15 protein-coding genes are annotated in these 17,022 nt (G+C 60.9%); 8 read left to right on the top strand and 7 right to left on the bottom strand.

Translation table 11 applies throughout. The annotated features are described in order from the left end of the window. Positions 1-72: 72 nt before the first annotated feature. Together NH195_RS19940 and eutC are read left to right on the top strand one after the other, a co-directional pair. Positions 73-1,455 carry an ethanolamine ammonia-lyase subunit EutB gene (locus tag NH195_RS19940; RefSeq protein WP_066711230.1) on the top strand — a complete coding sequence of 461 codons (1,383 nt, stop codon included), beginning with the start codon at positions 73-75 and terminating at the stop codon, positions 1,453-1,455. 8 nt (positions 1,456-1,463) lie between these two features. After that, positions 1,464-2,213, top strand: a complete 750-nt coding sequence (eutC, locus tag NH195_RS19935; protein ID WP_238379815.1) for an ethanolamine ammonia-lyase subunit EutC — start codon at positions 1,464-1,466, stop codon at positions 2,211-2,213. 31 nt (positions 2,214-2,244) lie between these two features. Here eutC and NH195_RS19930 read toward each other — a convergent pair whose 3' ends face one another. Further along, complete coding sequence (locus NH195_RS19930) at positions 2,245-3,618, bottom strand: aminotransferase family protein (protein ID WP_066711226.1); 1,374 nt, start codon at positions 3,616-3,618, stop codon at positions 2,245-2,247. A 195-nt stretch (positions 3,619-3,813) separates the two neighbouring features. On the opposite strand from NH195_RS19930, the gene NH195_RS19925 reads away from it, so the two are divergent. After that, a complete protein-coding gene (locus NH195_RS19925; protein WP_066711224.1) occupies positions 3,814-5,304 on the top strand; it encodes an aldehyde dehydrogenase family protein in 1,491 nt (496 codons plus the stop codon). Positions 5,305-5,612: 308 nt separating this feature from the next. After that, a complete protein-coding gene (locus NH195_RS19920; RefSeq protein ID WP_066711223.1) occupies positions 5,613-6,197 on the top strand; it encodes a hypothetical protein in 585 nt (194 codons plus the stop codon). Between the two features lie 226 nt (positions 6,198-6,423). Here NH195_RS19920 and NH195_RS19915 read toward each other — a convergent pair whose 3' ends face one another. Next, positions 6,424-7,908 carry an aminotransferase-like domain-containing protein gene (locus tag NH195_RS19915; protein WP_066711221.1) on the bottom strand — a complete coding sequence of 495 codons (1,485 nt, stop codon included), beginning with the start codon at positions 7,906-7,908 and terminating at the stop codon, positions 6,424-6,426. Between the two features lie 277 nt (positions 7,909-8,185). On the opposite strand from NH195_RS19915, the gene NH195_RS19910 reads away from it, so the two are divergent. The 4 genes from NH195_RS19910 to NH195_RS19895 all read left to right on the top strand — a co-directional run bounded on the left by NH195_RS19910 (position 8,186) and on the right by NH195_RS19895 (position 12,595). Beyond that, on the top strand, positions 8,186-9,325 hold the full coding sequence (locus tag NH195_RS19910) for an extracellular solute-binding protein (RefSeq protein WP_066711219.1): 1,140 nt from the start codon (positions 8,186-8,188) through the stop codon (positions 9,323-9,325). 65 nt (positions 9,326-9,390) lie between these two features. Next, a complete protein-coding gene (locus tag NH195_RS19905; protein ID WP_066711217.1) occupies positions 9,391-10,494 on the top strand; it encodes an ABC transporter ATP-binding protein in 1,104 nt (367 codons plus the stop codon). Then, positions 10,491-11,414 carry an ABC transporter permease gene (locus tag NH195_RS19900; protein WP_066711215.1) on the top strand — a complete coding sequence of 308 codons (924 nt, stop codon included), beginning with the start codon at positions 10,491-10,493 and terminating at the stop codon, positions 11,412-11,414. The genes NH195_RS19905 and NH195_RS19900 overlap by 4 nt, the downstream gene beginning before the upstream one ends. Continuing rightward, complete coding sequence (locus NH195_RS19895) at positions 11,411-12,595, top strand: ABC transporter permease (protein ID WP_066711214.1); 1,185 nt, start codon at positions 11,411-11,413, stop codon at positions 12,593-12,595. Before NH195_RS19900 ends, NH195_RS19895 begins: the two co-directional genes overlap by 4 nt. A 100-nt stretch (positions 12,596-12,695) precedes the next feature. Here NH195_RS19895 and NH195_RS19890 read toward each other — a convergent pair whose 3' ends face one another. From NH195_RS19890 to NH195_RS19870, 5 genes are read right to left on the bottom strand one after another with little or no spacing between them, the layout of a single operon-like run. Beyond that, positions 12,696-13,484 (bottom strand): creatininase family protein, encoded by a 789-nt coding sequence (locus NH195_RS19890; protein WP_066711213.1) that lies wholly within the window; start codon positions 13,482-13,484, stop codon positions 12,696-12,698. Further along, positions 13,481-14,407 (bottom strand): isopenicillin N synthase family dioxygenase, encoded by a 927-nt coding sequence (locus tag NH195_RS19885; RefSeq protein ID WP_066711212.1) that lies wholly within the window; start codon positions 14,405-14,407, stop codon positions 13,481-13,483. The genes NH195_RS19890 and NH195_RS19885 overlap by 4 nt, the downstream gene beginning before the upstream one ends. After that, complete coding sequence (locus tag NH195_RS19880) at positions 14,408-15,028, bottom strand: NAD(P)H-dependent oxidoreductase (RefSeq protein ID WP_066711208.1); 621 nt, start codon at positions 15,026-15,028, stop codon at positions 14,408-14,410. Continuing rightward, the gene (locus NH195_RS19875; protein ID WP_066711206.1) at positions 15,028-15,618 is read right to left on the bottom strand and encodes an NAD(P)H-dependent oxidoreductase; all 591 of its coding nucleotides are present in this window, start codon (positions 15,616-15,618) and stop codon (positions 15,028-15,030) included. Before NH195_RS19875 ends, NH195_RS19880 begins: the two co-directional genes overlap by 1 nt. Continuing rightward, entirely contained in the window at positions 15,615-17,021 is a 1,407-nt protein-coding gene (locus tag NH195_RS19870; RefSeq protein ID WP_066711204.1) for an FAD-binding oxidoreductase, read from the bottom strand. Before NH195_RS19870 ends, NH195_RS19875 begins: the two co-directional genes overlap by 4 nt. Position 17,022: the final 1 nt, after the last annotated feature.

Raw genomic sequence — 17,022 nt, 5'->3', positions numbered from 1 at the left:
GTTGCGCGTGCTCTCGAACCCTCCGGCTTTCGTCGCTAGGATTTTGGGACGAGACAGCAACGGGACGAACGCATGCCGATCTATCGCACCACCCTTGGCGGCGAGGTGTTTCGCTTTTCCAACCTCGCGGAGGTGATGGCCAAGGCCACGCCCGCGCGCTCGGGCGATGCTCTGGCCGGGCTGATCGCGACAAGCGATGTCGAACGCGTCGCGGCGCAGATGGTTCTGGCCGATCTGCCTCTGAAAACCTTCCTCGAAGAGTTGCTGGTTCCTTATGAAGAAGACGAGGTCACGCGTCTGATCGTCGACACACATGACGCGGCGGCTTTTGCGCCCGTCTCGCATATGTCCGTCGGTCAGTTTCGCGACTGGCTTCTGTCCGACGCCGCCACACCCGCCGCTTTGACGGCGCTTGCTCCCGGTCTCATGCCGGAAATGGCCGCCGCCGTGTCGAAGATCATGCGCAACCGCGACCTGATCGCCGTCGCCCGCAAGATCACCGTGGTCACGGCCTTCCGCTCCACTCTGGGCCTTGAGGGCCGCATCGGGTCGCGGCTTCAGCCCAACCACCCGCAGGACGATCTGAAAGGCATCGTTGCCTCCACCCTCGACGGCCTGTCCTATGCGGTGGGCGATGCGGTGATCGGGATCAACCCGGCAACCGACAACATCCCGACCGCCATGACGTTGATCTCCATGCTCGACGATCTGCGTGGCCGTTACGACATTCCGACGCAAAGCTGCGTGCTGACCCATGTCACCAATTCGATCGAGATTATCAATCGCGGCGCGCCCCTCGATCTGGTGTTCCAATCCGTCGCGGGCACCGAGGCGGCGAATGAGGGGTTTGGCGTGACGCTCTCGATGCTCAAGGAGGCCCATGAGGCGGCGCTTTCGCTGAACCGCGGCACGATGGGGCAGAACGTCATGTATTTCGAAACCGGGCAGGGGTCTGCACTCTCCGCCGACGCCCATCACGGCATCGACCAGCAAACCGTCGAGGCCCGCGCCTATGCCGTCTGCCGCGCCTTCGATCCGCTGATCGTCAACACGGTGGTGGGCTTTATCGGGCCGGAATATCTTTACGACGGCAAAGAGATCATCCGCGCCGGTCTTGAGGATGTGTTCTGCGGCAAACTCCTTGGCCTGCCGATGGGCTGTGACGTGTGTTACACCAACCATGCCGAGGCCGATCAGAACGACATGGACGTTTTGATGACGCTTCTCGCCAATGCCCGCGCACAATTCCTGATCGGGGTGCCGGGGGCGGATGACATCATGCTCAACTATCAAAGCCTCTCGTTCCACGACATCGCGTACCTGCGCAATTCGCTGGGCCTCAAAGCCGCGCCGGAGTTCGAGGCTTGGCTCACCGCCATGGGGCTTGTGTCCGAAACCGGCCATCTGCTGCAAAGCGATCTTGGCGCGGCACGGCTTTTGGAGGCGGCGCAATGACGGATGTGATGAAAGATCCATGGGCCAAACTGCGCGCCGCCACCCCCGCCCGCATCGGTCTTGGCCGCAACGGGGCGGGGCTTCCGACCGGCGCCAATCTTGAGTTCCAGTTCGCCCATGCCCGCGCCCGCGACGCGGTGCATTCCGGCCTCGACGTGGACGCTTTGGAGGCCGAGCTGTCGCCTTTCGAGGTCATCCGCGTCACCTCCGCCGCTCCCGACCGCGCCAGCTACCTGCGCCGTCCGGACCTTGGCCGCAAACTCTGGGCGGGTGAGGCGGACAAGCTCAACGCCCGCACGCCCTGCGACGTCGCCTTCGTTATCGCCGACGGCCTGTCCTCCGCCGCCGTCCAATCCCATGCTGCCGCCGTGGTTCACGCGGCAAGCGCCAAACTCGAAGGCCTCACCCTCGGTCCCGTCGTCGTCGCCACCCAAGCCCGCGTCGCCATCGGCGACGAGATCGGCGCAGCGCTCGGTGCGAGGCTCGTGGTCCTCTTGGTCGGCGAGCGTCCCGGCCTGACGGTGGCCGACAGCCTCGGCGCGTACCTGACCTATGGCCCGCGACCGGGCCTCAAGGACAGCGCCCGCAACTGTCTCTCGAACATCCACGGCAAGGGTGGCATGTCCTATGATCAGGCCGCGACGAAAATCGCATGGCTCACCCGCGAGGCCCTCAAGCGTGGTCTGACCGGCACCGGCCTCAAAGAAGAAAGCGGGGTGCTAGATCAAGAAAACGCCCCGCACATCGGCGAGGCGTAATCTTTAGATTTCAATACGGTGAGGGGTGATCTTACATCGCCGCTGCAACCGTGGTCAGGGCGTTGTCGACAGCGGTCAGGATCTCGTCGATGTCGTCCGCTTTCGAGATCAGCGCCGGGGAGAAGCACAGCGTGTTGTTGAACCCCGGCAGCGAGCGCATGGTCGCGCCGATGATCACGCCCTGCTTGTCGCACTCGGCCACGACGGCCTGAACCAGCTTCTCGGAGAGCGGTTCCTTCGTCTCGCGATCCGCCACAAGCTCCGCGCCGCAGAACAGGCCAAGACCACGCGTGTTGCCAATGAGCTCATGCTTGTCCTCAAGCGCGGCCAACCCGTCCAGAAGACGCTTGCCCATCACCTTGGTGTTGTCCAGAAGGCCCTCTTCCTCGATGATCGCCACGTTCTCCAGCGCCGCCGCCGGGCCGCCGGTGCAGCCGCCAAAGGTGGAAATGTCGCGGAAGTGGTTGAGCGGGTCCTCGGGCTTGTCCTTGAACATGTCGAACACCCGGTCGGACGCCAGCATCACCGCAATCGCCGCATAGCCGGAGGCCACGCCTTTTGCGGTGGTCACGAAATCCGGCTCGATGCCGTAGTTCTGATAGCCGAACCACTCGCCCGTGCGCCCCATGCCACACACGACTTCGTCGATGTGCAAGAGGATGTCGTATTTGCGGCAAATCTCCTGAATTTTCTCCCAGTAGCCTTTCGGCGGGGTGATTACACCACCGCCCGCCGTCACCGGTTCAAGGCAGAGCGCACCCACGGTATCGGGGCCTTCGCGCAGGATCACCTCTTCGATGGCCTCTGCAGCGCGTTCGCCGTAATTCTCGACATCCCACTGTTTGCGGTACTCAAGGCAATGCGGCACCTCGACGAAATCCGGCACGAAGGGGCCGTAATGCGCGGCGCGCTGTTGCTGGCCGCAGGCCGAGAGCGTGGCGATCGTCGTGCCATGGTAATCGCGGTCGCGATAGAGGATTTTCGACTTCTTGCCGCCATAGCGCTGCGCCGAAATCTGACGCACCATTTTGAAAGCCTTTTCATTGGCTTCCGAGCCGGAGTTGCAGTAATACATCCGCGACAGACCCGGCGTTTTCGCGGTCAGAACCTCGGCGAATTTCGCCGCCGGAATGGACCCCGCGGAGCCCGCGAAATAGTTCATCTTGATCAGCTGATCGCGCACCGCATTGGCGATGCGCTCGCGGCCATAGCCGACGTTCACCGTCCAGACGCCGCCCGAGACCGCATCGAGAAACTCGCGGCCGTTCTGGTCCCAAACCCGCATGCCTTTGCCTTCAACGATGATCCGGGGATCGCGCGTTTCCAAAAGCTGGTGCTGGAACATGTGGTGCCAGACATGGGCGCGGTCGGCCTCGATGATGGCGGAAAGATCATTGTCGTGCATGGCGGGAGACTCCGTAATTCTGGACCTGAGTAAATCACCGCTTGCAGGCGGGGCCTATAGGGCCAGAGCTTTAGATTTATCGGGCCAGTCATTTTTTATATCAAATGGTCAAAATGTGGGCGCAGATTTTCTGGACTCATTGTTTTGAAATGCTGGTATCTTTGCCGGGCTGGATTTTCGCGCAATGCAAGAGGCATGAGTCAGATCGCATGCCAATTTCCCGACCCGCAGGCCGTCATCGCGGCTTATCACACTCTCAACCTCGTGGGCGGTGCCCGTGTGCCGACCGCCGCCGGTCTCGACGTGCTGAACCCGGCCACCGGGGCGCTTTTGGGCACCGCCGCCGCTTCCGGCCCGGTCGAAACCGACGCGGCCGTGCAGGCGGCGAAAGCGGCGGGGGCGGCCTGGGCCGCGATCCCGGCCCGCGAGCGCGGCAAACGCGTCGCCGCCGCAGGGCGCGCGCTTTTGGAAAATTTCGAACTGGTGGCTCAGGTCTTGGCCCGCGAGACCGGCAAAGCGATCCGCACCGAGTGCAGGGGCGAGGTGAAGACCGCCGCCGACATCCTTGAATTCTATGGCGGATTGGGCTCGGAACTCAAAGGCGAAACCATCCCCTATAGCCCGCGCATGTTGACCATGACCACCCGCGAACCTCTGGGGGTGGTCGCCGCCATCGTGCCGTGGAACGTGCCGCTGGTCCTTATGATGCTCAAAATCGCCCCCGCTTTGGTCGCGGGCAACACGGTCGTCGTCAAGGCCTCCGAGGACGCGCCCTTCGCCACCTATCTCGCCGCCGAGATCGTCATGGAGCACCTGCCCGCAGGCGTCTTGAACGTGATCAACGGCGACGGCCCGAATTGCGGCGCAGCGCTCACCGCGCACCCGGATGTGGCGAAAATCACCTTCACCGGCTCCGAGGAAGTCGGCGAAATCGTCTACAAAGCCGGGGCCGAACGCATCGTGCCGGTCTCTCTTGAACTCGGCGGCAAAAGCCCGATGATCGTCTGCGCCGACGCCAAACTCGAAAAGGCCGTCCCCGGTGCGATCGCCGGCATGCGCTTCACCCGTCAGGGCCAAAGCTGCACCGCGTCTTCGCGCATCTATGTCCACGAAAGCCTTTATGACGCCTTCCTCGACGCCATCGTCGCCGATCTGAACGCGCTCAAAATCGGCGATCCCTTGGACGAGACGACCGACATCGGCACGATCATCAACGCAAAACAGGCCAAGGTGGTCTCCGATTACGTCGCCAAGGCCGAAGCGACAGCGGGGGCCAAAGTTGTCCGTTGCGGCCAGATGCCCGCAGATGCCGCGCTCTCGCCCGATCTCTTCGCCATGCCCACGCTTTTGCTCGACCTGCCCGAAGATCACCCCTGCCTGCGCGACGAAATCTTTGGCCCGGTCGCCGCGATCCAGAAATGGTCCGACTACGAGGACGTGATCGCCAAGGCCAACGACAGCCGCTATGGCCTCGCCGCCTCGGTCTGGACCGAAGACCTCTCCACCGCGCTCGACGCCACCTCGCGCCTCAACGCGGGCTATGTGCAGGTGAACCAAAACCTCACGATCCAGCCCAACGTCTCCTACGGCGGGTTCGGGCGCTCAGGGCTTGGCAAAGAGGCGTCTCTTGAGGCCATGCTCGCGCATTTCACCCGTTCGAAGACGATTGTGATCGCGATGGACTGAGAGGGGCACATTGGGCGACATGAGCAGACAGCGGCGGAAGTCGGCTTTGAGTCCAAAATTCCCTATGCTGCGAGCTTTTTGAACATCCGCTGTGAAAGACTATTCTAAAATGTTCGATGAACATGAAAGCGGCTTGCCAAGCGGATGCAAAAAACAATCGTGCCGACCGATTTAACGCTGCCGGTCAGAAAACTCGTCTTGTTACCGCTCGCTTGAGATGGAAGCCAACGCTTGTTTTTTCGACATTAAGTGGCATTCTTCTGGGGGAGACAGGAGCGTGAACACACGGCTCGTCGGGAGAATGCAAGATGGTTAGAAAAGTACACCCACCGCTCGAGATGCCGCACGGTGATTGGGGAGCGGGCTCAAGTGGCGGAACACCGGTCGAGTACTACATGCTGTTGTCGTTCAGCATCTTTGCGAACTCAGAAAGCGCTACCGGAGCGGCCATATTGAGGTCGCTTTCAGCGCTAGAGCAAAGACATTCGGATCGTGTGCTCGTTCACTATCCAATGCCAACAAAAGAAGACGATTATCGCAGGAACTTACTTGCGAAGATCCAGAGCGATTTTTCAGAAAGACTTCAGAAATCACTGGCGTTTGTTTTGATTTGCGGCAAGCCTTTTGAGCGTTTTCACGGCGATGTGCATAGCTTCGCAATAGTCAACTTTGATGACTACTTTGGCGAAGAGGGCAACCTTAACGAGATCCAACTGTCCAAAGATCTAGCTGAGCTTTCTGAGCTTATTCGAACGAAGGCTAGTGTCGTCAGTTACGTGCAAGAGGCGTCGGCCAAGAAGTCCAGTTGGGTGGACGCACTCGAACTAAAGCCAGGCGTCTGGGGCATAAGATTCGATCTACGGAAGTACGCGAAATTGAAAAAAAAGACGTAGGCCAGAAGCCTGCGACGGACGTTGTCTATGTATTCGATTTTCCTACAGCAGCCATTCGCGCTGCTGTAGCAAACGTACGCTTCGTCCCGCAGAGCAGTCCTTCCTCCTTCCCTTAGATCACAACTCCGCGTTTCAGGGGGAACCGTCGATACCACGGCCTGCCGGGGCCGGCATCATGCCCGACAAAAGTCCGACATATGTCCGACGCTTTGCCGACAGGGAAAATTCAGCTTTCGGGGCAGTTCCGTACTGTCTCGATCGCCGCTTTCAACTCCGCAATCCCCGGCGCAATCTTCGCCAAATCAATCGCCCCGAAGCCAAGCCGCAGCCGGTTGCGCGGGGCATCCGCGCGCAGGTAATGCGGCGTGCCGTCCTCGACCAGCACCCCGCGCGCTTCGGCCTCCGCCTTGACCGCACCCGCGTCCGTGCCCTCCGGCAGGGCCAGCCAGACGCCCGAGCCGCCGGTGGTCATCGTCAGATCGCAATCGGGCAGTTGCCGGTCGATTTCTCGCAGCATTTCCCGCCATTTATCGGCCATGCCGCGCCGATGTCGCCGGATATGGGCGTCATAATGGCCCTCTGAGAGAAACAGAGCCATAGCCCGTTGTGCCAGTGCCGAAGGGTGACGATACATCAAACGGCGGAGCACCCGTATCTCGCGGATCACCTCCGGATCGGCGGCGATAAAGCCCAGACGAATGCCGGGAAACAGCGGTTTGGTGAGCGATCCGACATGGATCACACGACCCGTGCCATCGAGCGCCTTGAGCGTTGGATGCTGCGCGCCGACGAAGTTCAGTTCATGTTCGTAATCGTCTTCGAGAATGAGGAAATCATGGGTCGAGGCGGCCTCCAAAAGCGCCAGCCGTCGCTCCATCGGCATAGTGATGTTGGTCGGGCTCTGATGGCCGGGGGTGACGTAGACAAGGTCTGCTCCCGCGAGATTGTCACCGGGTTTCAAGCCCTTGCGGTCCACGGGCGAGGGGATGACGGTGGCCCCTTGGGCCGCGAAGATATTGCGGGCATCGACATAGCCGGGGTCCTCGACATGGATCACGCGCCCGGGTGCCAGAAACAGGTTGGCGACCATCCAGATCGCATTCTGCGCGCCCACGGTGATCAGCAATTCGTCGGGACCGGCGCGAAAGCCGCGCTGCGGCAGGACGCGACGGGAGATTTGTTCGAGCAAAAGCGGATCGTCGCTGTCGAACAGATCGTCGGCCCATGTGCCGACATGGCGCGTGGTGCCCGCCCGGCGCAGACAATCGCGCCAGCGGGCGACGGAAATCTCGTCGCGCCCGACCTGACCGTAGATGAACGGGTAGGGAAAGCGCCGCCAGTCGGCGCGTTTGGCGATGTTGAGCTGTTCCGTGAAACGCCGGGGCAGGAACCGGTCGAAATCGGCGCGTGTCCCTGTGCCGATCTGGCGCCTTGGCGGGGCGACATTGAGTTTCTCGCGCACGAAATTCTCGTCGATGAAATAGCCACGCCGGGGTTTGGCCGTGATGAACCCGTCCTGATGCAGCCGCTCATAGACGATGGAGATCGTGTTGCGCGAGACCTTCAGCGTTTTGGCGAATGCGCGGGACGACGGCAGCGGATCGACCGGCGAAAGCGCGCCATCGAGGATCGCCTGAATGAGACGTTCCTGAATCTGGTGCTGGAGCGAGGCGCTCTGATCGAAGGGCTGTTCGAAATAACGGTCGAGCATGGGGCCTCTCATGGGGTCCGGGTGCGGTGGGTCGGGTGCGGTTCCGATCCTGCCTTGAGGCGGGCAAAGGGTGGGCGCAAGCGCCACTCTATTGTGCAGCACGAAAGGCGACAGGAGGAAAGCACTTCTGGCACTATAATTTGCCACTTCTGGCTCTAAATTGAGCAAAAGACCGGCCCCTAGGCTTTTGCATGTGCGGTGCCGGACCCGGTCCGACCGCCCGCAACAACCAGAGAACAAGACACCGACAGCAACGAATACGTTCACGGGGAGTGACATGACGAAGATCAAAACCACCGGTGGCCTCAAGCGCCGCTCGTTCCTGAAAGGCTCCGCAACCCTCATGGGCGGCCTCGCGGCGCCCGCCCTCGTGAGCCGCGCGGCGCTGGCCTCTTCCGGCGAAATCAACGTGATGATGTGGTCCGACTATTTGCCGGAAAGCTTCGTGACGGCGTTTGAGGGCTCGACCGGCATCAAGCTGAATTTCACCGGCATCGGCTCCAACGAGGAGATCATCAACAAACTCAAAGCCACCGGCGGCGAAGGGTTCGACATCGTCTCTCCGACCGTGAACCGCAACCTTTTGTGGGCGGAACTGGGCCTTTTGCAGCCCTTCGATATGACGAAAATCGCCATTGAAAAGGTCAACCCGGCGATGGCTCTGGGCGAAAAACACTGGAATTTCGGCGGTGAAGGCACGTTTTGGGTGCCGCATATCTGGGGCACGGAAGGGGTCGCGTGGCGCACCGATATGTTCACGCCGGCGGGCGAATTCCCATCCTACTACGACATCTGGGACGATACCAACGCGGGCAAAACCATGGGGCGCGGTCACTCGATGCTTTTGGGGCTGGGGCTTGGCATGGAACGCCTTGGCATGATGGAACCCGGCTCGATGTGGGCGGCTTATGAAACGCCCGAAAAAATGACCGAAGTCTGGACCATGCTGGTCGAGCACGCGATTGAAAAGAAAGGCAATATCAAGCTGATCTGGAACGACGCCGACACCCAAAAGAACGGTCTTTTGAACGAGGGCGTCATCGTCGGTCAGACATGGGACGGCCCGCCGATCGCGCTGAAAAACGAAGGCGAGCCGGTGATGTACCGTGCGCCGGTCGAGGGAGCGATGGCTTGGGTCGATGGCATGGCGATGCCGACGGGGGCGACCAACATCGAACAGGCCTATGCCTTTATCGAGGCCTGCTACAACCCGGAATGGGCCGGTGAGGCGATCAAGACCCACGGCTATAACTCGCCGGTTCTGGGCGCGGACGCCTTCGGTGGTGAGATTTATGCCAAGAACTTTGCCGACGCCTATCCGGGCGAGGCCTTGGCGAACCTCAACGCCTGGCCCGCGGAGGCGCCGTGGTATTCGGAAATGCGCACCGAATTCACCAATAAATTCCTCTCCGCCTAATTTCGATCAGGCCCCGCCGTCGCACGCGCGGGGCCTTTTCACGTTCAATTCATAAGAGAGGCAACATGCCCGACCAGACCCCGGACCGCTCCGTTCTCCTCGATCACGTTTCCATCCGCTTTGGCAATTTCACCGCCGTCGATAACGCCAATCTGAAAATCAATTCCGGCGAATTTTTCTCCTTTCTCGGGCCGTCTGGCTGCGGCAAGACCACGATGCTGCGCTGTATCTCCGGCTTTTCCGAGCCGACCGAGGGCAAGGTGTTAATTGGCGGCAAGGATATGGCCGGTGTCGGCCCGAACAAACGCCCGACCGCGTTGATTTTCCAACATTTGGCGTTGTTTCCGCTGATGACGGTGGCGGAGAATATCGCCTTTCCTCTGGAGGTGCGGGGGGTGTCCAAGAAAGAGCGGCGTAAAAAGGCGGACGAGCTTTTGGAGATGATCGCCCTGCCGGGGATCGGTGACAAGAAACCGGGAGAACTGTCGGGTGGTCAGAAACAGCGCGTGGCGATTGCCCGCGCGCTGGCCGTTGAGCCGGATATTCTGTTGCTCGACGAACCTCTCTCCGCGCTCGATCTCAAGCTGCGCCAACACATGCGGACGGAGCTGCGCGCGATCCAGAAACAGGTTGGCGTGACCTTTATCTACATCACCCACGATCAGGGCGAGGCGTTGACCATGTCCGACCGCGTGGCCGTGATGAGCCGTGGCGTGATCGAACAAGTGGGCGAACCGGATCGCATCTACAATCGTCCACGTTCCGCTTTCGTGGCGTCTTTCGTCGGTGAAAACAATGCATTGCAAGGCGTCATTAAGGGGCAGTCGGGCGACTTGGCAGCCCTTGAGACCCCGATGGGCACCTTTGAAGCGCGTGTCGGTGGCGGGCGTAAATACAAAGCGGGTGACGCGGCGCTCTTGTTTGTGCGGCCCGAACAGCTCATCCCCGGTGCGACAGAGAACGCCTTTCACGCCACGCTCACGCGGCAGGAATTCGAGGGAGCCGCCAACCATGTCTTCGCCAAGGCCGGAGACAGTGAATTGCGCATCTCCATGGTCAATGCGGGGCTGGCGGGCAGCCTGCCGGGGCAGGGCGAAAGCCTCTCTCTGGGCTTTGCTCCGATGAATGGCACCATCCTTCCGGTCGGACATATGGCGAGTGACTCATGAAACAGTTGAAACTCGCCTACACCAGCTTGCTCGCCAAACACGGCATGGGCGCGGCGCTCTTCGTCGCCATTTCCGTGACGCTCTGGGTCGTCGTGTTCATCACCCTGCCGCAGCTTTCGATGCTGGATTATTCCTTCCGCTTCAACCTGCCCGCCGATCAGATCGGCACCGAGGCGGATCACTACACGCTGGAGCAATATCACAGCTTTTTCTTCAACTCGGACGGATCCTTCAACGCGCTCGACATCACGATCCTGATCCGGACCCTGATTGCGGCGCTGATCGTGACGATGATCGATGTGCTGATCTGCTATCCCATCGCCTATATCCTCGCCCATGGCGCCAAAGGTGTCGCCGCGCGGCTCATGGTGATCGGGCTGATCATCCCCTATTGGATCAACGAGATTCTGCGCGCCTTTGCCTTTCGCGTGCTGTTCGGGTCGACGGGTGTCGTGAACACCTGGGGCATGCAAATGGGGCTTTGGGACGCGCCGGTGGATTTTATCCGCGCCGATGTGGCGCTCTATTGTGGCCTTGCCTACGCCTATATCCTGTTGATGGTCTTCCCGATGTACAACGCCATCGAGGCGCTGGATCACACCCAAGTCGAAGCCGCCCGTGACATGGGCGCGCCTCTCTGGCGGGTGCATTGGCGGGTGGTTTTGCCGATGGCGAAACCCGGCATTGTCTCAGGGGCGACCATGGTCTTTATGTTGACCGCAGGTGCGCTGGCCGCGCCGCAGATTTTGGGCGGGCCTTCGTCTCTGTGGTTCACGCAGCTCATCTATCAGTGGTTCAACGAGTCCTCGAACTGGCCCAGAGGCTCGGCCTATGCCGTGGTGCTTTTGGTGACCTGTATCAGCTTTGTTTTGCTGATGATGCGGGTGTTCAAGGTCTCTGTCGGGGAGATTGGCAAATGAACAGGCACACGCTTTTCGGCGGCGCCTATGCGCTTGCCTTCTTCGCTTTCCTCTTCGGCCCGCTGGTTATCATGGCGACCACCGCTTTCAACTCCTCGCGCTTTCCGCGTGTGGCGCCATGGGAATGTTTCACCACAGGCTGGTTCGGCGAGTTGTTCGGCAATGCCCGCCTGATGGAAGGTTTGATGAACTCCGTGATCATCGGGGTGGGTGTCGTGGCCTTGGCCGTGCCCATCGGGCTGGCGGGGGCTTTGGCTTTGTCCGAACTGCCGGCAAAGCTACGCTCGATGCTCTACACGGTCTTGATCTTGCCGATCCTGATCCCCGGCGTTGTGCTTGGGATTTCGACCATCGTGCTCTGGGGACAGATCACGCGCGGCACGGGCGCGGGGTTCTTGTATAACGGCTATTTCCTGACCATCGTGGGCCAGATCACCTTTGTCTCCGCCTATGCCATGTTGGTCTTTATCGCGCGACTGCAACGGTTTGACGCGACCCAGACCGAAGCGGCGCTGGATTTGGGCGCCACGCCCGGTCAGGCGTTTCGCAAAATTCTCTTGCCCTTCATGGCGCCGGCCATCGGCTCGGCGGCGTTCATCACGCTCTTGGCCTCCTTCGAGAACTACAACACCACGGTGTTTACGGTTCTCTCGGAGAGCACCTTCACCACGGCGCTCGCGTCGAAAGTGCGCCACGGCACCGATCCGTCCTTGTCGGCGCTGGCGGTGATCATCATCACGCTGACGCTGGTCGGCGCGCTCACAAACGAGGCCTATCAGCGTCGCAAAGAGGCCGAAGCCGGAGGCCGCGCCTCGCGCTCGCCGCTTTATGCCAATCCGGTGACCCGCGCGCTGACCCATCCCGGTATCGTGTTTGCGATCCTCGTGACGGTGATCGGCGGGATAACTTACGCGGGCTCGCAATATGACAGCTCGGTCTGTGAGGCCGCCGTGTTGCAGGAGAAACTGGATCGTCAGGAAGAGCTGCGCGCCGAACAACGGGAGAGGATCGAAGCGCAGGAAGCGGAGCAGGGCGTGACCGTGCCGAAACCCGACAGCGCCTTTGGTGGGGCCTTCGGGGGTGTTGGGACACCTGCCGCACCCGCGGCTCCGAAGCCCGAAAGTCCGTCGGCTTTTGGTGGGGCGTTTGGCGGGATCACGGCGCCTGAGGTGGATGAATAGGAAAGGGGGCCAAATGGCCCCCTTCTTTTCACGCGGAACAAGACCGAAGGCCGCCGCGTGATCACCTGACCGTCCGGAGGGCAGGTGATCACAGGGCTCCTCACTCCGGGATCGTCCGCGCATAGCCCTCCGTCGACAAATCGCGCAACTCCTTGAGCATCTCAACAAAGCCCGCCACCTGATGCGCACAGGTCGCGGCCCCTTTTTCAGCCGTCGCCAGATGCGCCTCGCCCACCGTGCCTTTCGGGTTCAAATCCTTCGAGACCCACGCGAGGTTCACCGGACCAATCGGAGAAATCGGCGCGGTCTCCGCCGTCGAACGGAAATCCTCGGCCATCTCCATATCCACCAAAGCGGGCTTGAAATGCAGCATCAGGGAAGTCTCAAGATCGCCGCCATGGATGCCAAAATTGCTCTCTTGCGTGCTATACATGCCCTCGGGTTTGCCAAAATTGCCCCATTGGCATTTCACGACCATCATGCCCGCCTGCACGCGCAATTCACGCCCCAGAATGGAGATCAGGTCCAGGTTCCCGCCATGGGAATTGACGATCACCATTTTCTTGAGACCGGCGCGCGCCACGGAAAGCCCGATCTCGGTCCAGGCATCAAGCGCAGTCTTGGCAGTGTATGTCAGTGTGCCCTTGGCGTGGATATGTTCGTTCGATTTGCCGACCGCCTGCACCGGCAGGATGAGGATGTCGAGGTCCTCGGGGCAGGTGGCGCGCAGTTCCGCCAGCATGCCCTCGTTGATGTAGGTGTCGACGCCCACGGGCAGATGCGGCCCATGCTGTTCCACGGCGGCTGTGGGCAGGATGACGATGGTTTTCTCGGGGTCAAAGGTGGCGAATTCCGTGGTGCGGAACTCGGCCCAGTCAAAGCGTCTCATGTGATGTCCTTAGGTGTGTATGTCGCGTCGAGCCGCGCGCGCAGATAATCGGCGCCGGTGACGGCGGGGTATTTGGCCTCGCCCGTGCCCGGCAGGGCGGCAATCACGCTGTCGGGGTTCGGGTCGAGGAAAAAGGCGATGGAGCGGCGGGCGGTTTTCGGCGGCAACACCCGGTGCGGGGTCGAGACGTAAATGTCATTCGACCAACGCATCAGGCAATCGCCGATGTTGACCACATAGGCGCCCGGCACATGCGGCACGTCGATCCAGTCGCCGCCGCGCGGTTTGACTTGCAGGCCGCCGACACCGTCGGTCATGAGCATCGTGACAGAGCCGTAATCCGTATGCGCGCCTGCACCGATGCCGTCTCCGTCGGGCGCTGCCGGGTAGGAGAGGACACGGAGCGTCGCCATAGGTTCGGTGAAATGCGGCGGGAAGTAGCCTTCGGGCAGGTTCAAATCCATCTCGAAGGCCCGGTGCAACGCGACCGAGAGGTGCAGCACGGCGTCATAATAGTCGAGCATGGTATCGCGAAAGCCCGGCACGTCAGGCCAGACATTCACGCCGCGAAACGGTTCGCCAGCCAGCACACGCGGATCGTCAGAGGGCAGGTCGAAACCGACGTTGAAGGCCTCTTTGCGGTCCATCTGACCGGATTTTTCGTCCAAGGCCTCCGAGCCCTGACAGGCCCAGCCGCGGTTGTGCGGGTTGCCCCTGATGTCGATTTTCGCTTTTTCCGCCATGGGCAGCGCGAAGAAGGCGTCCCCCTTGGCGAAGACATCTTTGACCAAATCCTCGGGAATGCCGTGGTTTGAGACAAGGAAAAACCCCGTGTCGCGGCAGGCCTTCCCGAGGTCTTGCACAAAGCCATCGACGTCTGAACCGGTGGCAAAGCGGCTCCAATCGAGAACAGGTATCTCCATTTATCCCTCCTTCGGCGCAGGCGCCGCGATCAGTTTGTCGAGCCGTTTTTGCACCCGTGTCAGGTGTTTCGCACGGCTTTCCGGTGTCGAACTGTCCATCAGGAAATGCGCTGCAAAGGCGGTCTTGCACCGCTTGGCCAAGATCACCCGCAGCCCGCGCATCAAGGTGCGTTTGCCGGGGGCGCCGACAAAGAAGGTCAGCCAACGCGAGGCACCGCAGGTGGTGAAAACGCCCAGTTTGGTGATGTGGGTCAGGCCGGGTTTGATGTCATCGCCTTCCTTTTGCGGCATGATGAAGGCCACGCCCGAGACCATGGTGCGGTCGAGCCAGCCCTTGAGCATCGCGGGCAGGCCGTACCACCAGGTCGGATAGACGAAGATCAGGCTGTCGCACCACTCAAGGTCCGTGCAGTCTCGTTCCACGAGGGTACGGTTCTCCGGTACATTTTCGTAGATTTCATGCTCATGGGCGGACATGACCGGATCGAAACCCTCGGCATAGAGATCGCGCAGGCGATACTCGACGCCTGCGGCCTCAAGGCGCGCGACCACGAGGTCGCGAATGCCTCGGTTAAACGAGGTCTCGCGCGGGTGACAATAGACGACGAGAGCGCGTTGCATCACATCGCCTCCATCTCGCGCCGCACCCGTTCCAGATGCGCTTTGAGCTTGGGTTCCTCGTTGCGGTTCATGTCATAGCAAGCGATGTATTTCTTCTTCGGCATGCCACAGGCATACCACACCGGCCGTGTGACGCATTTGCGGGGCGGGTCGCCGTTCATCATCGCGCGCAACCGCGTGCCGCCATAGGTGGTGCAGGCGTAGAGCTTTTTGATGTTGGTGAGACCCGGACGGACCTTGCCATCCTTGAGCTTAAACGACACGCCCGGAAGGAAAATCCGGTCGAGAAAGCCTTTGAGGATCGCCGGATAGCCGAAATTCCACACCGGGAAGACCATGACCAGCGCGTCGGTGGCCTGTAGCCGTTCGACGTAGGCGCGCACCGGTTCGATATTGGCGGGCTCGTCGTGATAGCCGCGACGGTCCTCCGTCGTAAGCACCGGTTGAAACCCCTCGACGTTGAGATCGCAATCGTCGACCTCCCAGCCGGATTTTTTGAGCGTCTCCACGACCACCTCATGCACCGCCGCGTTGAAGCTTTCCGGGCAGGGGTGGGCGTAGAGGACGAGAACGCGTCCTTTGGAACTCATTCCGTCACCTCAGGTTTCGGCGTGATCTTGGCGTAGGAATACATATCGGCGTAGTCGAAATCCGGCTCGTCCCAGGCGATCATCTTGCCGGGGTTCAAAAGACCCTTCGGGTCCGCCTCGCGTTTGAAGTCGAGCTGGCGTTTGTCCGTGGACTGACGGCCGCCTTCCTCCAAAGTGTAGCGATGCGGGTTGAAGATCATGCAGTCCATCGCCTCATGTTTGGCAACCAAGTCATCGAGCTGCGCCTTGTCTTTCGGGAAGACAATCGGAAGCCCCGCAAAAGACAGCCCTGCGCCCTCGCGCATGACTTCAAGGTGCATGTAGAGATCGTCCTTGAAGGTCTCATAGGCCTTCATGATCTTTTCGATGTCATCGCCGTAGCGGACCTGAAGATAGGTCAGGTCTTTCTCGAACTTCAGCGCGCGCAGCGTGGTGTGGTTCCAGCCATATTCATAGACCGGACCGGGGTGGCGATCCCATTGCACATCATCGGAGCGGTAGATCACCTCCGCCCCCTCATAGCGGTCCAGAAGCGTCTGGAAGCCCGCCATGGAGTGCGGCGCGACCATCAGGCCGCAGAGGTGGTCACTCTCGGTGACATGGGCCTTCACACGCTGGAAATATTTATGCGCGATGGGGGCAGCGTAGACCGAGGCGAGCTTGATCAGAATGCCGGGTTCTGCGGTCAAGGCGCCCGCGAATTCGGTCGCCATGCGGAAGGTGTCAAACCGCACGAACATTTCGACCCACTCATAGGCGGGGGCGAGCGGCATTTCGATCTCGGTGATGATACCGTTGGTGCCATAGGCGTGGGACACGCGGTGCAGCTCTTCGCCGGTGAACTCCAGCGCGCGGGGCTCGGCTTCCATGGTGATCACCCGCAGGCGGTCGATGTTGCCGAGATCACGCAGAGCGCCCCAATTGGCCGATCCGACCCCGCCGGAGCCGCCCGCGATGAAGCCGCCCAAAGAGGCCTGCGAATAGGTCGAGGGGAACATGCGCAGCTCCTGACCCGATTTTTCTTTCAACTCGGCGTCCATCTCCTTGATGATGATGCCGGGTTCGGCGACGACATAGCCCGCGCCGATCTCCTTGATCTTGTTCATCTTTGTCAGATGCATGACACAGCCGCCCGCGAGCGGCATGGCCTGCCCGTAGTTGCCGGTGCCGCCGCCGCGACAGGTGACGGGGACGTCATGGGTGTAGCAGGTCTTGAGCACCTCGATCACCTCGGCCTCGGAGGTCGGGTTGACCACGAAATCGGCCTGCAAATGGTCCATCTCGGCCTTCAAAACTGGCGAGTACCAAAAGAAGTCGCGCGATTTGTTGCGGACGGTGGCGGGGTTTTCTTCGATGTCCAGATGGGACAGGGCGGCCATGGCCGCAGCGGAATTGGTGTTCATG

This window comes from Celeribacter ethanolicus, from assembly GCF_001550095.1.
GTDB classification, from domain to species: Bacteria; Pseudomonadota; Alphaproteobacteria; order Rhodobacterales; family Rhodobacteraceae; genus Celeribacter; species Celeribacter ethanolicus.
The sequence above is the reverse complement of the archived record's forward strand: the minus strand, read 5'-3'. Positions and strand labels throughout refer to the sequence as shown.

Excerpts from the sequence above, each read along its gene's own strand:
- NH195_RS19870 (WP_066711204.1), bottom strand. The coding sequence starts at position 17,021 with ATGAACACCAATTCCGCTGCGGCCATGGCCGCCCTGTCCCATCTGGAC.
- NH195_RS19875 (WP_066711206.1), bottom strand. The coding sequence starts at position 15,618 with ATGAGTTCCAAAGGACGCGTTCTCGTCCTCTACGCCCACCCCTGCCCG.
- NH195_RS19885 (WP_066711212.1), bottom strand. The coding sequence starts at position 14,407 with ATGGAGATACCTGTTCTCGATTGGAGCCGCTTTGCCACCGGTTCAGAC.
- NH195_RS19925 (WP_066711224.1), top strand. The coding sequence starts at position 3,814 with ATGAGTCAGATCGCATGCCAATTTCCCGACCCGCAGGCCGTCATCGCG.
- NH195_RS19915 (WP_066711221.1), bottom strand. The coding sequence starts at position 7,908 with ATGCTCGACCGTTATTTCGAACAGCCCTTCGATCAGAGCGCCTCGCTC.
- NH195_RS19880 (WP_066711208.1), bottom strand. The coding sequence starts at position 15,028 with ATGCAACGCGCTCTCGTCGTCTATTGTCACCCGCGCGAGACCTCGTTT.
- NH195_RS19940 (WP_066711230.1), top strand. The coding sequence starts at position 73 with ATGCCGATCTATCGCACCACCCTTGGCGGCGAGGTGTTTCGCTTTTCC.
- NH195_RS19890 (WP_066711213.1), bottom strand. The coding sequence starts at position 13,484 with ATGAGACGCTTTGACTGGGCCGAGTTCCGCACCACGGAATTCGCCACC.
- NH195_RS19900 (WP_066711215.1), top strand. The coding sequence starts at position 10,491 with ATGAAACAGTTGAAACTCGCCTACACCAGCTTGCTCGCCAAACACGGC.
- NH195_RS19930 (WP_066711226.1), bottom strand. The coding sequence starts at position 3,618 with ATGCACGACAATGATCTTTCCGCCATCATCGAGGCCGACCGCGCCCAT.
- NH195_RS19910 (WP_066711219.1), top strand. The coding sequence starts at position 8,186 with ATGACGAAGATCAAAACCACCGGTGGCCTCAAGCGCCGCTCGTTCCTG.
- NH195_RS19895 (WP_066711214.1), top strand. The coding sequence starts at position 11,411 with ATGAACAGGCACACGCTTTTCGGCGGCGCCTATGCGCTTGCCTTCTTC.
- eutC (WP_238379815.1), top strand. The coding sequence starts at position 1,464 with ATGAAAGATCCATGGGCCAAACTGCGCGCCGCCACCCCCGCCCGCATC.
- NH195_RS19905 (WP_066711217.1), top strand. The coding sequence starts at position 9,391 with ATGCCCGACCAGACCCCGGACCGCTCCGTTCTCCTCGATCACGTTTCC.
- NH195_RS19920 (WP_066711223.1), top strand. The coding sequence starts at position 5,613 with ATGGTTAGAAAAGTACACCCACCGCTCGAGATGCCGCACGGTGATTGG.